This window comes from Streptomyces sp. NPDC001219 (assembly GCF_053597915.1).
Map to the genome: position 1 here is coordinate 1 of NZ_JBSFJF010000051.1, position 13,495 is coordinate 13,495.

Sequence of the window (13,495 nt, forward strand, 5' to 3'; positions counted from 1 at the left end):
CGACAACGCGGCATGGGGGTCCCCCGCGCCCTTTAGGCGTGGGGGAGTGCGTGCCAGGCGCCGCGGGCAGGCGGGAGTTTGACGACAGGTCCTAGTGCGGTGGCACCCCGATCGGGCGGTGCCGTGCAGCGGGGAGCGCCGTCGGCGGCTGGACCCGAGCCACGGGGACCACCGGACAGCCAGGCGGTGCGGGGCGTCGCACCCCTGGCGGGGTGTGAGGCCGGTCGGGAGCTGCAGGAGATACGAAAGGACTCACCCGACCAAGGTACCGCAATATGTCCTATTTTCTCGCAATTGCTCAGCCTTGATGGTCCATCGTGTCACCGCGGGTGAACTTCAGCCCCACGGTGCTGGGCTGCGCCCCGGCGGCGTCAGACCTCCGGGCGCAGCATCGGCGGGTTGAGCAGCGTCGCTCCGCCTGCTCTGAACAGCTGTGCCGGGCGGCCGCCCTGACGTGTCGTCGTACCCCCGGTGGGAACCAGGAAGCCGGGAGTCCCGGTCACCTTGCGGTGGAAGTTGCGGGGGTCGAGCGCGACGCCCCAGACCGCCTCGTACACCCGGCGCAGCTCGCCGACGGTGAACTCCGGCGGGCAGAAGGCCGTGGCGAGCGAGGAGTACTCGATCTTCGAACGGGCCCGCTCCACGCCGTCGCCGAGAATCCGCGCGTGGTCGAAGGCGAGCGGGGCCGCCAGCTCGCCCTCCCGGGCGAGGGTGTCGTCCTGTTCCAGGAGGGACTCGACCGGTGCCCACCGTGCGCTGTGGGCGTCGCCGCCGGCCCGGGGAGCGGGCAGATCGGGGGCGAGCACCAGGTGCGCGACGCTGACGACCCGCATCCGGGGGTCCCGCTTGGGGTCGCCGTACGTGGCGAGCTGCTCGAGGTGCGCGCCGGGGACGGGCGACGAGTCCTCCGGGGACTGGGCGTGCAGGCCGGTCTCCTCGGCGAGTTCCCGGGCGGCCGCGCCTTCGAGGTCCTCGTCGGCCCGGACGAATCCACCGGGCAGGGCCCAGCGGCCCTGGAACGGCGGCTCACCACGGCGTACGGCCAGCGCGCACAAGGCGTGGCGGCGCACGGTGAGCACGACCAGGTCGACGGTGACAGCGAAGGGCGGGAAGGCCGACGGGTCGTAGGGAGGCATGGGCGTGATCATAGTCGTCCGCCTGACGATAAACAGGCCCGAAGCACGTCACGGCCCCAGCTGCAGACCGTCAGCGGCCGTCTCCACCACCCCCATGCCGAGTCTGCTGATCCGTACGGCGAACGGCTGCTCCGCGACGCTCAGTCCGGTGAGCTGCAGGGCGCCGAGCGGGGCCGTACCGGGCGGCCGCACGGACACCGTGCCGGCGGGGACATCGGGGCGCAGGCCGGCGAGCGCGATGAGTATGTGCACCGCGCCGGCCGCCGCCACGGCAGCGGGGCGGCAGGCCGCCGGGTGCGGCACGGGGGCGCCGTCGGCGGTGCTCTGCTCCCCCGCGTACATCTCGGGGAGGCGGTGTCCGAAGCTCTCCGCCGCGGCGAGAAGCCCTCTGGTCAGGGAGTCGGCTGTCCGCTCGTGGCCGGCCGCAGTCAGACCGGCGGCGGCGAGCGCCGTTTCGTGGACGCGGACCGCGCCGCTGCGGTGGCCGAAGGGGTTGTAGCCGCTCTCCTTGGCGCCCAGCCCGCGCAGACCCCACCCGGAGTCCATGGCCGGGTTGCCCAGCAGGCCGGCCAGTTGGCCGGTCTGGGCCGCGTCCAGCAGACCGGGAGCGAGGGCGCCGCCGCCGAGCAGGCCGGTGTCGAGGAGCGCCGCCGTGGTGGAGGCGAGGTGCGGGACGGGGCGGCCGTCGGCGGTGAGCAGCGCGGCGGGGCGGCCGCCCGCACCGTCCTCCAGCCAGAAGTCCCTCCGGAACCGGGTGCGCAGGTCGTCTGCCCGGTCCCGTAGCTCCGCCGCTCCGGAGGCTCCGAAGGCATCGAGGAGATCGGCGCCCAGAAGGGCGGCGCGATGGGCGTGGGCCTGGGTCTCGCAGCGGTACGGTCCACCGGGAGCGGGGTCGGGGACGTAGCCCCCGAGGCCGCCGCCTGGCGGGTCGGTGACGCGTCTCAGCCATCGCAGGCAGCGCTCCGCTGCGGGGAGCAGCCGCTCCGCCTCCCGTTCGGGAAGCCCCCACCGGCGGGCCTCGGCGAGTACGGCAGGGAAGAGGAGAGTGGCCTCAATGCCGGTGCAGCTCGGTGGGGCGTGGGGTCCGGCATCTCTGAGAGGGCCTGGGATTCGGCCGAAATCCGGTCCTGGTGCGGCTTGTTGCGTACGGGCGAGCGCACGCAGCGTGCCCGCGGCGAGCCGGGTGCCCAGGGGAAGCAGCATCCGGGCTGCCCACAGCGCCTCGACCGGTGCGAGGCCGCAGCGCCAGGGGAAGCCGCCGGCGACATACAGGTCCGCGGGGACCGCAGGGTCGCGCATCACCAGGCCGTGGAGATCGTCGAGACTGCCCGCCATGAGCGTCTCGGCCCGGTGGTCGTCGCATTCCAGGCGGGCCGCGCTCCAGGGACGCGGTGGCCGGTCGCCCCGTGGCCGCGGGGCGACCGGCCCGGTGCGCGGGCCGGGGATGCGGGCGGTAGCGGGGCCCCGGTGGTTATCCGGGGCGCCGCCCGGTCCGGCCTTGTCGTGTTCCAGTCCGGCACGCAGTTCGATGGTGTGGCGGGCACCGGGCGGCAGATGCAGGTCCCAGCGCAGCAGGCCCGCCGAGGCCAGCACGTCCGCGGGGCGGGGCGTCGCCGTCACCACCGCGTGCGCACCGGGCCCGGACCAGCGGAGTCCGGAGCCGTGCACCACCGCCCGCAGGGCGGGGCCCGGGAGGCCGACGGCGACGGAGCCGAGCTCCGCGAGGTCCGTGCCCAGCCGGATCTCGACCGGAAGCCGGACAGGCCGGGCGGCACTGCTGTGGAACGTGATCCGCTCGGTGCCGTCGGCGGACCGCAGCCGCTCCACGTGGACCTCCGGGTCCGGCCCGCGCTCACCGGTCACGCGGATCGTCCCGAGGAACCGGGCGCGGGCCGTTCCGGTCAACCGCCCCTGGACGGCGAGTGGTTCCTCGCCCGCGACCAGCAGCTCACAGCGGGAGAGGACCCGTCGGCCGTCGCGGTAGAAGCCGTCCATGCCCTGGCCGGTCAGCTGCCCCGACGCCGGGGAGACGGCGAGGGCCGGGAGGGCCACACAGACGAGTGAGGAGTGGACGGGTTGCGGTCGCGGCGCCAGGGGTGGTGCCGGGCACCGCGCTCCGGGCAGCCTGCGGGCCGGTTGAGCAGTGGGGACGATGCCTGGCACGCGCTGTGCTCCCTGGTGAGGTCGGGGCTCCGGACGGATTACGCCACTTGGGTGAACGCTCCGGCCTGCGCCCAGGTCACGCGGGCGCCGCAGCAGCGGCCCGGTCACCGCCGGCTCCGGTCGCCGTCGCGGCCGGTTCGGCGCCTGCCGCGCCCGTCGGTCGTACGACTGCCCGGACCGGTGGTGCCGCGCGGTCCCCGGGGGCGGCCTGCGGGTCCGGAGCGGGCCGGTCGGGGGCTTTTCGTGGGCCGCGGTGTCTCCTTGGCTGCCGGAGCGGCGGCAGGCGCGGGCGGCTCCGTGGCTGCCGCCGCCTCCTGGTGCTGCTCGCGCAGGCAGCGGCGCAGCGGCTCCGGGTCGAGGCCTTCGTTGATGGCGCGGTGCAGCAGCTGGGCGAAGGTGTAGTCGGGGTCGAGGGCCAGGGCGCAGCTGAGGGCGACGCGGGCCGAGGGTCCGTCCTCGGTGGACCAGCACACCCAGCCGGCGAGGGTGAGCGGCGCCACCGCGTGTTCGGCGTAGCCGCCGGCGCAGCGGCGGGCCAGGGCACGCCAGAGCCGGAGGGCCGGTGCGGCGGCGGAGCCGTCCATCCACTCCGCCGCCCGGTCACGGGTGACCCGGTCCTGGAGGCCGAGGATGAGATCGGAGGCCTCGGCATCGGTGATCAGCGCGTCGTCGCAGGCGTCCCGGGCCCGGTTGCTGCCCGAGGGGGTGTCCAGACGGAAGCGGCGGATCATGGCGGTGGCCAGGTCGAGGGTGTCCCGGCGGACGGTCGCCGCCCCGTCCCTCCGGAGCATGTGCGGCACCAGTGCACCGGCCGCCGTGTCCAGTGCCTTCTCCTGTTCGGCGGCCCGGCGCCCGGTACGGGGCTGCAGCCTGGCCTCCATCTCCTTGAGGGAGCCGCGCACCTGCATTCCCGCGTAGGCGGCGGCCGCGGCCATCACGGAGGTGCCCGGCAGGACCATGGGGGTGCCCTCGGCGGGGCAGCAGCGGAAGTCGGGGCAACAGTAGGACCAGAAGCGGCCGTTGGAGAGGCAGAGGGCTTCCAGGACCGGTACGTCGAGCGTGCCGCAGGCGGTTCGGAGCCGCTGGGCGAGGGGACGGAGGCGGTCCTTGACGTCCTTGCCGGTCTCGCCCGCGACGGGCTCCTGGCAGAGGTAGGCGATGATCGCCGTGGGCCGGTTGTCACGCTCCTGGCCTGCAGAGATCAGGCAGTCGGCGAGCTGGTCGGCGACATCGGGCCACTGCGCGGTATCGGTCGGGATGCCGAGCCTGACCCGGCCGCCGAAGCGTCCGCGCTCACCGTGGAGAGCCACCATGACGATGCTGTCGTCCGGATAGAAGCCCAGGAAATACGGCAGGGCGTCGGCGAGCTCGGCCGGACTGCGCAGGGTGACCTGGGCGTCGGCGGACCGCGCGGCGTCGGCGGAGGCGGAGTGGGACAGGTCGGACGGGGTCGGGGAGGCGGCGATGTAGGCGGGGTCGGAGAGAGCGGAAGGGTCGGTGGCGTCCGCGGGACCGGACTGGCCGGCCGGTCCCTCGGCGCCGGAGCGGTGAGTGGGAGCGACGGGGTCGGAGGGCCCGGTGGTGCTCGGCGGGTCGGCCGGGGCCGAGGGCCTGGGCGGGCGGGGGGAGTTGGCGGGGGCCGAAGGCTTGGGCGGGTGGGAGGAGGTGGGGGCGGGGTTGCTGTCGTCGGCGCGCTTGCTCGGTTCGCTGTGCGGATTCATGGCTCGAAGATCCCGCGGCCGGCCGCCGCACCGCGACCCCTGTGGATAACTCGCGGGCGACGAGGTTATCCACAGGTTCGGGCTGGGGTTCGCGCGATGTCAGTGGCATCGGGTTGCATGGGGGCATGAGCAACGAAGATCTGCGTGCCGCAGCCGATGCCGTCCTGACCCGCCTCGTCGGGCGTCCCGGCGACGACGTCAGGCTGCGCGAGGATCAGTGGCGCGCGATCGAGGCGCTGGTCGCCGATCACCGCCGCGCCCTGGTCGTGCAGCGCACGGGCTGGGGCAAGTCCGCCGTCTACTTCGTGGCGACGGCGCTGCTGCGCGAGCGCGGCAGCGGACCGACGGTGATCGTCTCCCCGCTGCTCGCGCTGATGCGCAATCAGGTCGAGGCGGCCGCGCGGGCCGGTATCCGCGCGCGCACGATCAACTCCGCCAACACGGAGGAGTGGGACACCGTCCAGGCCGAGGTGGCGGCCGGCGAGGTGGATGTCCTGCTGGTGAGCCCGGAGCGGCTCAACAACCCCGATTTCCGCGATCAGGTGCTGCCCAAGCTCGCCGCGGCGACGGGCCTGCTGGTGGTCGACGAGGCTCACTGCATCTCCGACTGGGGCCATGATTTCCGGCCCGACTACCGGCGGCTGCGCACGATGCTCGCCGACCTCCCGCCCGGTGTGCCGGTGCTCGCCACCACGGCGACGGCCAACGCGCGGGTGACCGCCGACGTCGCCGAACAGCTCGGGACGAGCGAGGGCTCCACCGAGGCGCTGGTGCTGCGCGGGCCGCTGGACCGGGAGAGTCTGAGCCTGGGCGTTCTTCCGCTGCCGGACGCCGCGCACCGGCTCGCCTGGCTCGCGGACCATCTGCACGAGCTGCCGGGCTCGGGGATCATCTACACACTGACCGTCGCCGCCGCCGAGGAGGTCACGGCTTTCCTCCGGCACCGGGGGCACACCGTCTCCTCGTACACCGGCAAGACGGAGAACGCGGACCGCCAGCAGGCCGAGGACGATCTGCTCGCCAATCGCGTCAAGGCGCTGGTGGCGACCTCGGCGCTGGGCATGGGCTTCGACAAGCCCGACCTGGGGTTCGTGGTGCATCTGGGCTCGCCGTCGTCCCCCATCGCGTACTACCAGCAGGTGGGCCGGGCCGGCCGTGGCGTCGAGCACGCCGAGGTGCTGCTGCTGCCCGGGCGGGAGGACGAGGCGATCTGGAAGTACTTCGCTTCGCTGGCGTTCCCGCCCGAGGAGCAGGTGCGGCGGACCCTGGATGTGCTGGCCGCTGCCGGCCGGCCGGTGTCGCTGCCGGCCCTGGAGCCGCAGGTCGAACTGCGGCGCTCGCGCTTGGAGATCATGCTCAAGGTCCTCGATGTGGACGGCGCCGTACAGCGCGTCAAGGGGGGCTGGACGTCCACCGGCCGGCCGTGGGCGTACGACACCGAGCGCTATGCGTGGGTGTCGCGTCAGCGCGAGGCCGAACAGCAGGCCATGCGGGACTACGCCACCACGGCGGGCTGCCGGATGGAGTTCCTGCGGCGGCAGCTGGACGACGAGGCGGCGGTGGCGTGCGGCCGCTGCGACAACTGTGCCGGGGCGCGGTTCACCGCCGAGGTGTCCGCCGCCTCGCTGGACGCGGCGCGCGGTGAGCTGGGGCGGCCGGGGGTGGAGGTCGAGCCGCGGCGGATGTGGCCGACGGGGCTGCCGGCCGTCGGTGTCGATCTCAAGGGGCGCATCCCGGCGGGCGAGCTGGCCGCGACCGGCCGCGCCCTGGGACGGCTCTCCGACATCGGGTGGGGCAACCGGTTGCGTCCGATGCTGGCCCCGCAGGCTCCGGACGGCCCGGTCCCGGACGATGTGGCGGCCGCGGTGGTCACGGTTCTCGCCGACTGGGCCAAGGGGCCCGGGGGTTGGGCCTCTGGGGCGGCGGAGGCGCCGGCCCGCCCGGTGGGTGTCGTCGCGCTCTCCTCACACAGCCGTCCGCAGCTGATCCGGTCGCTGGCCGAGCGGATCGCCACGGTCGGCCGGATGCCGTTCCTGGGCACGGTGACCTCGTCGGAGGACGATGCGCACGGCAGGATTCCGCGCAGCAACAGCGCCCAGCGGCTGCGGGCTCTACACGGTTCGCTGGGCGTGGCGCCGGAGTTGGCGCAGGCCCTGGCCGGCGCCGGTGGGCCGGTGCTGCTGGTGGACGACTACGCCGACACCGGCTGGACCCTGGCGATGGCCGCACGGCTGCTGCGCCGGGCGGGAGCAGAGGGGGTGTTTCCGCTGGTCCTCGCCGTACAGGGTTGAACGGGGCACGGCTCGCGACGACACGCGGGGATATTTGGGATAGCTGTGGCGATTCCGGTCACGGGCGGGAATTGCTCGTTGCCGCATGGGTGTGCGACCGCGAGAATTGGAGGTGCTTCCCCTTACCGGCCGTCCGTGGTCAGGCAGGGCCATGTCGTGGTGCCCATCCGCGCCAGGCCACCGTCCGATGTCCGGACGCGTAGACGAAGGGAGGAACGTGACCTTCGGCTTCGCCTCACCCCCGCAGATGCCCCCGCCCGCGTCCGCCGACTCCGCCCGACTGGGACGGATGCTGGAGCCCGCCGAATGGGCCTCGGCCGGCATCCCCTTGCTGCGCAATCCCCGTGAGGTCGTCGCCGGCCTGCACGAGCGACATCTCCCGGAGCCGTCGACGGCCGTCGTCGCGGTGCTCGACGCGCAGGAGCGGGTGACGGCCAGCGCGTCGTTCACCGAACTCGCGGCCGCTCCCGACGGCTGGGGGTTCCGCAATGTGCTGCTGGCGCATCTGCGCCGCGTCATCCCGCACGACCTGCGGCTGCGCGCCCCGGTGCGGACCGCCGTGCTGCTCTACTGCCGTGAGGGCGAGCCCCGTTGGACGGAGACGGACGGGGCGTGGATGTGGGGGCTGCGCGACGCCTGCACCCTGCACGGGCTGCGCTGCGGGGCGTACATCACCCTCACCCCGGACCGCTGGCAGGTCCTGGGAGAGGGCCGGGGCGGGCGCCGCCCGAGGACTCCTCCGGTGGACATGCCGCTCGGAGAGCCGGCGCCTTCAGGGGCGGAGCACAGGGCGATGGGTCGCATGACGACGACGTATGCGGATCACCCGCGTGCGGCTGTGGGCATTCCGGCGCAGAACCGTTCGGTGCCGCGGCGCACCGGCGGTGGTGCACCGGAAGCACATCGGCACACGGCAGCGCGCTGAGCGGGCCGGGCGGGCATCCCGTGTTCCCGCCCCGGGCGGGAGAACGAGCGCTCCGTTCGGCACCTCAATGCCGTCCGTCCATGGACCTCACCCGTCGGAAACGCAAGCCAGCCCGACGGCCTCCAGGGCCGACGGGCTGTTGCGAACCGGCTGCGGTCAGGCGTGGGCGCCGAGCACGGCGTTGATCCGCTGCGGGTCACCGCAGACGATCAGCAGCGTTCCGGCGCGGGCCATCGCAGCGGGCAACGCCCCCGCGGTGACCTCGTCCGAGTCGCCGTTGACCGCGACGACCACGACGGGCCGGCCGGTGGCCCGCCCGGCCGCGGCGTCCGCGTAGAACACATCGTCCGCGGCGTCGTGTTGGGCCCAGTAGGACGCCTCACCGAAGGACAGTTCATGCGCGGCCCACGGATGGGTCTCGCCGGTGGTCAGCACCAGGATTTCGCCCGGCGCACGACCGGAGTCCAGCAGGAGATCGACGGCCTCGTCGGCGGCGTCGACGGCGCCGTCGGCCGGAGCCGGGATCAGCTGGAGCTGCGCTCCCGCAGCGGTGCCGGACGCACCGGCGGGCGGCTGCGGGGAGTTGGTGCGCTGCGCCGGCGGAGCGGCGACAGGACCACGCGGCGGGGCGGCAGGTCCGGGCTTGCCCGGACGGACGCTGGACGCGGGGGCGCCACGCGGAGGCGCGGGGCGGGGACCGGGACCAGGAACAGGACGGGGGGTCGACGCGGTGCGGCCGGCGGCCGGAGTTGCGCGGGGACCCGGGACACTCTCGTGAATCTGAGGCTCCTCGGGGATGAGAGGCATAAAGGGATGTCTATCAAACGTAAGTGCGGAACATGTCATCGGGTACCGAATTCATGCCCACACCGCTCAGAAGTCGAAGCCGAGTTGGCCACCGGCTTCCAGAGCGGCTGCTTCGGGGGTGATGCGCACCTTCTTCAGATGCCGCCACCGGGGCAGGGCGTCCATGTAGGACCACGACACTCGGTGGTGCGGCGTAGGACCGTACTCCTCCAGGGCGATGCGATGGGTCGGCGAGGGGTAGCCGGCGTTGCCCGCGAAGTCGAAGTCGGCATGTGCCAGGCCCAGTTCGGCCATCAGCGCGTCGCGCCGCACCTTGGCGATCACGGACGCGGCGGCAACCGCGATACAGGACTGGTCGCCCTTGATGACCGTGCGGACCCGCCATGGCGCGCCCAGGTAGTCGTGCTTGCCGTCGAGGATGATCGCGTCCGGCCGGACCGGCAGCGCCTCCAGGGCGCGTACGGCCGCGAGCCGCAGGGCAGCGGTCATGCCCAGTTCGTCGATCTCCTCCGGCGAGGAGTGCCCCAGGGCATACGACGTGACCCACTCGCCGAGCACATCGCACAGTTCGGTGCGGCGCTTGGGAGTCAGCAGCTTGGAATCGGTGAGTCCGTCGGGCGGCCGGCGCAGTCCGGTGATGGCTGCGCAGACGCTGACCGGACCGGCCCACGCTCCGCGTCCGACCTCGTCGACACCTGCAACGATCTTGGCGCCCGTCGTGGCGCGCAATGATCGCTCGACGGAATGTGTGGGGGGCTCGTACGGCATGGCGCCAGCCAGGTTACGCCTATTCGGCCCGGCCGTCCGCACCGGACCCGGACCTGGCGAAAATCGGTGCCGGCGACCGCGTGAGCAGCACCGGACGGTATCACTACCGGCGGGTACGCCGAAGCGGCGCGGGCACCCCGGGACCGGCACCGAACGTCGCCGTCCCATCGCCCTGCGCACACCGGTGCGGCGTCGAAGTCACCGTACGGGACGGCCCGTTGGAGGGTGCCACAGGTCAACGGAGCGCATGCCGACGACCGGGCCCACGCAGGGTGGGACGGGAGGGCGAGACGGGCGAAGGGGCGCGGCGGTACGGGGGGGTGGTCAGTCGGGGAGGACCGGGGTCCAGGACGGGAGGGACTCGGTGCCTTCCAGCCACGCCTCGGGCGGAGCACCGGCACGTCCGGCGGCGACGACGCCTCCGACGATCGCGCACGTGGTGTCGACGTCGCCGCCCGCCTGGACCGTGGTCCAGAACGCCCGCTCGTAGCTGCCGAGGTGCTGGGCGGCGGCCCACAGGGCGAAGGGCACGGTGTCATGGGCGCTGGTGCGCCGTCCGCAGCCCAGGACGGCGGCGACGGTGCCGGAGTCGGCGTAGTCGAGCATGTCGCGGGCCCGGCGCAGCCCGGCCTGTACGGCGCTGCGCGGGATCAGCTCCAGCACCCCGTCGAGCAGCTGCTCGGGGCCGGTGTCACGGTCCGGGTCGGCCACCAGGGCGGCCGCCGCGGCGACGGCCATGGCGCCGACGACGGCCTCGCGGTGCTGGTGGGTGGTGTAGGCGGAGATCTCCGCCTGGTGGGTGGCCTGCTCGGGATCGTCGGCGTACCAGGCGCCGAGGGGCGCGATCCGCATCGCGGCTCCGTTGCCCCAGGAGCCCTGGCCGTTGAAGAGCCCGGACGCCAGCTCGCGCCAGTCGCCGCCCTCGCGGATCAGCCGCAGCATGCGGTTGACCGCCGGCCCGTAGCCACGGTCGAAGTCGTGGTGGTCGGCGAAGGAGCGGGCGAGAGCGTCCTGGTCGATCCGGCCGTGGGCGGCGAGGACGGCCAGGACGGAGCAGGCCATCTCGGTGTCGTCGGTCCACTGCCAGGGGGCGGGGGGCGTCTCCCGGCGCTTGAGGAAGGGGTAGTTCGCGGGGACGAAGAACTGGGAGCCGAGGGCGTCACCCACGGACAGTCCACGCAGGCTCGCCAGAGCCCGCTCACAGCGGTCTGCGTCACGGTGGTCGAGGGTCATCGGGGTGCACTCTAACCGGTGGCCCCATAAGGAACGGGTTCACACCAGCGCTCGAAGGGCCGGTCGAGGGTGTAGCGGCCGTCGGGGCCGAGCAGCAGGGTGCGCCATTCCGCGTTGCCGGGGTTGGACAGCGACTCGAAGTCGGCCACCGTCCAGTGGAACCAGCGCATGCAGAACAGCCGCATGGTGAGTCCGTGCGTGACGATCAGGACGTTCGGCGGGTGGTGGGGGTCCTCGAAGCTGCGCCACAGGCTCTCCAGGAACGCCCCGACGCGGTCGTAGACGTCGGCTCCGGACTCCCCCTGGGCGAAGCGGTAGAAGAAGTGGCCGTAGGCGTCCCGGTAGGCCTTCTGCCGTCGGACGTCCTCGCGGTCCTGCCAGTTGCCCCAGTCCTGCTCGCGCAGCCGGGGTTCCTCGCGCACCCGGACCCTGGCGGGATCGAGGCGGAGTTCGCGGAAGGTCTGGTGAGTGCGGCGGTACGGCGAGACATACGCGGAGACCCGCTCGTCGCCGAACATCGCGCGCACCGCGCCGCCGGCCTCCGCCGCCTGCCGCAGCCCGGCTCCGGTCAGGGCGAGCGCATGATCGGGTTCGCGCTCGTACACGGTGTCGTCGGCGTTCCCCTCCGACTCTCCATGGCGGATGAGAACGATGCGTCGGGGCCGAGCCATGCCGCCAGCCTAAATCGGGCACCTCGCGGCTGTCGCACGCTGCCGGGGCCGCGGCCCGTCGCACATCCGTCCCCCGTCGCTTCCGTCGTCGGTGCGCGAACAGGGCCGGGCGGCCGTCGCGCCTCCCCTGGGCAGGGGCGGCGAAGCCCCACATCAGCCACATCAGCCACATCAGCCACATCGAGAATCGGGCATGAGCTACGCGTGCGCCGAGGTGTATCGGCAGAGCGGCACCGCCCGACAGCGGCCGGTCGCCGTAGGGCCTGGCGATGCCGGGCAGGGAGCCCTGGAGGGGAGTGAGAGCGGACAAGCATCCTCCCGAGGTAAATGCAACCCTCGTCGCATTACGATGATGATGACAGACGGAATCCACTAACGCAACTGGAGTAGCAATTGACTGAGCAGACGGTGCCCGGCAACGACCCCGAGGGGGACGGTTCCGCGCCCAGCCCCGGCACCCGGCGCCCCGGCGGCCGCACCGCCCGCACCCGCGCCGCCGTCCGCGACGCCGTACTGGCCGGGCTCACCGAACACGGCTATCCCGGCCTGACCGTCGAGTACGTCGCCGCCCACTCCGGCGTGCACAAGACCACGCTCTACCGGCGCTGGAAGGACGTCGAGGGTCTGGTGGCGGACGCGCTGGATCTGGCGGGCGAGGACAGCTGGGTCCCGCCCGACACCGGGTCCCTGGAGGGCGATCTGCGCGCCCTGGCCCGGGAGGTCGTCACGTCGTTCACCGACCCGGCGGTGGCCGCTTCGGGCTCCGCGATGATCGCCGCCGCGTTCCAGTCGGAGCGTGCGGCCGGAGCGCTGCGCGCCTACTACACCGAGCGGTTCGCGCGCTGCGAGGCCGTCGTCGAACGCGCCGTGCGGCGCGGGGAGTTGCCGGCATCACCGGGCCCCGGAGAGAAAGGCGCGGCCGGCGCCTCCGATGCCACCCCGCAGCACGGCATCGACGCCGGGGCGGTCGTCCGCTCCGTCTCGGCGCCGCTGTTCTTCCGGCTGTTCATCACCCGGGAGCCGGTCGACGACAGCGTCGCCGAGCAGGCCGTGGCGGCGACGCTCGCGGCCACCCGCGCCGGGGCGTTCACGACCGCAGACGGGGCGGACGCCGCGCAGGGAACGGCCCCCTGAGCGCGCCGTCCGTCACACCGTCCACGACGGTTCGAGCTGCACCACGTCGCCCGCGATCGCCCGGACGTCCGCGGCTATCTGGGCACGCAGCGCCAGCCGCTCGACCCGTTCGGGCCGGTACTTCCCCCGCTCGGCCGCCGACTGCCACAGGGACAGCACCAGGAACTCCTCCCCCGGAGCCCGCCCCAGCATCCCGCGCAGCATGCCCGGCGAACCCGCCATCGCCGGGTTCCAGACCTTCTCCTGCATCAGCATGAAGTGATCCACACGGTCCTGGCGCACCTGGCAGTGCGCCAGCCGCAGGACGTCCACATCGCTGAAGGAGGGGCGGAAGCCCACCTTCACATCAAACTCGTGCTCGAACAGGCGGACTTGGGCGTCCTTGTACGTGCCGGCCTGGGCGGCCGCCAGCCGGTCGTGCGAGCGCGCCATGAAGGAGTCGTAGAACGCCCGGCTCTCCCAGAAGGCGACCAGATGCGCGACACCCGGCCGTCCCCGGCTCCACCCGCCGCACTGACCCCGGAATCCCGGCTCACCCAGCAGCCCCGCCCATTTCCGCTGCCCCCGCTCGAACCCTCGACGGTCCACGACGGTGAGGCGAATCCACTTGACCAGCACCGCGCCATCGTACGGCCCTGGGCCGAAC

The 13,495-nt window shown here is 73.4% G+C and carries 11 protein-coding genes; 3 read left to right on the forward strand and 8 right to left on the reverse strand.

Going from position 1 to position 13,495, the window contains the following annotated elements; all coding sequences use genetic code 11:
- Positions 1-371: 371 nt before the first annotated feature.
- The 3 genes from ACWC9R_RS27095 to ACWC9R_RS27105 form a co-directional block, all read right to left on the reverse strand.
- A complete protein-coding gene (locus tag ACWC9R_RS27095) occupies positions 372-1,136 on the reverse strand; it encodes an NUDIX hydrolase (protein ID WP_362605257.1) in 765 nt (254 codons plus the stop codon).
- A 48-nt stretch (positions 1,137-1,184) separates the two neighbouring features.
- The gene (locus ACWC9R_RS27100; RefSeq protein ID WP_450735334.1) at positions 1,185-3,188 is read right to left on the reverse strand and encodes a glycogen debranching N-terminal domain-containing protein; all 2,004 of its coding nucleotides are present in this window, start codon (positions 3,186-3,188) and stop codon (positions 1,185-1,187) included.
- A 215-nt stretch (positions 3,189-3,403) separates the two neighbouring features.
- Positions 3,404-5,020 (reverse strand): DUF4192 family protein, encoded by a 1,617-nt coding sequence (locus ACWC9R_RS27105; RefSeq protein ID WP_450735336.1) that lies wholly within the window; start codon positions 5,018-5,020, stop codon positions 3,404-3,406.
- 125 nt (positions 5,021-5,145) lie between these two features.
- Between ACWC9R_RS27105 and ACWC9R_RS27110 the strand changes: the two genes are divergently transcribed.
- Positions 5,146-7,311, forward strand: coding sequence for a RecQ family ATP-dependent DNA helicase (locus tag ACWC9R_RS27110; protein WP_450735338.1), 2,166 nt, complete (start codon positions 5,146-5,148; stop codon positions 7,309-7,311).
- Positions 7,312-7,528: 217 nt separating this feature from the next.
- Positions 7,529-8,236 carry a hypothetical protein gene (locus ACWC9R_RS27115; RefSeq protein WP_450735411.1) on the forward strand — a complete coding sequence of 236 codons (708 nt, stop codon included), beginning with the start codon at positions 7,529-7,531 and terminating at the stop codon, positions 8,234-8,236.
- Positions 8,237-8,392: 156 nt separating this feature from the next.
- Here ACWC9R_RS27115 and ACWC9R_RS27120 read toward each other — a convergent pair whose 3' ends face one another.
- The 4 genes from ACWC9R_RS27120 to ACWC9R_RS27135 form a co-directional block, all read right to left on the reverse strand.
- Positions 8,393-9,043 carry a hypothetical protein gene (locus ACWC9R_RS27120; RefSeq protein WP_450735339.1) on the reverse strand — a complete coding sequence of 217 codons (651 nt, stop codon included), beginning with the start codon at positions 9,041-9,043 and terminating at the stop codon, positions 8,393-8,395.
- Between the two features lie 66 nt (positions 9,044-9,109).
- Positions 9,110-9,811 carry a ribonuclease HII gene (locus ACWC9R_RS27125; protein ID WP_362605266.1) on the reverse strand — a complete coding sequence of 234 codons (702 nt, stop codon included), beginning with the start codon at positions 9,809-9,811 and terminating at the stop codon, positions 9,110-9,112.
- A 324-nt stretch (positions 9,812-10,135) separates the two neighbouring features.
- The gene (locus ACWC9R_RS27130) at positions 10,136-11,044 is read right to left on the reverse strand and encodes an ADP-ribosylglycohydrolase family protein (protein WP_450735341.1); all 909 of its coding nucleotides are present in this window, start codon (positions 11,042-11,044) and stop codon (positions 10,136-10,138) included.
- A gap of 11 nt (positions 11,045-11,055) precedes the next feature.
- The gene (locus tag ACWC9R_RS27135; RefSeq protein WP_450735343.1) at positions 11,056-11,715 is read right to left on the reverse strand and encodes a histidine phosphatase family protein; all 660 of its coding nucleotides are present in this window, start codon (positions 11,713-11,715) and stop codon (positions 11,056-11,058) included.
- Positions 11,716-12,108: 393 nt separating this feature from the next.
- On the opposite strand from ACWC9R_RS27135, the gene ACWC9R_RS27140 reads away from it, so the two are divergent.
- Positions 12,109-12,849, forward strand: a complete 741-nt coding sequence (locus ACWC9R_RS27140; RefSeq protein ID WP_450735345.1) for a TetR/AcrR family transcriptional regulator C-terminal ligand-binding domain-containing protein — start codon at positions 12,109-12,111, stop codon at positions 12,847-12,849.
- A 12-nt stretch (positions 12,850-12,861) separates the two neighbouring features.
- Here the strand turns inward: ACWC9R_RS27140 and ACWC9R_RS27145 are convergent, their stop codons facing one another.
- Positions 12,862-13,467: a YdbC family protein gene (locus tag ACWC9R_RS27145; RefSeq protein ID WP_450735346.1), complete on the reverse strand. Its 606-nt coding sequence runs from the start codon at positions 13,465-13,467 to the stop codon at positions 12,862-12,864.
- Between the last annotated feature and the right edge of the window lie 28 nt (positions 13,468-13,495).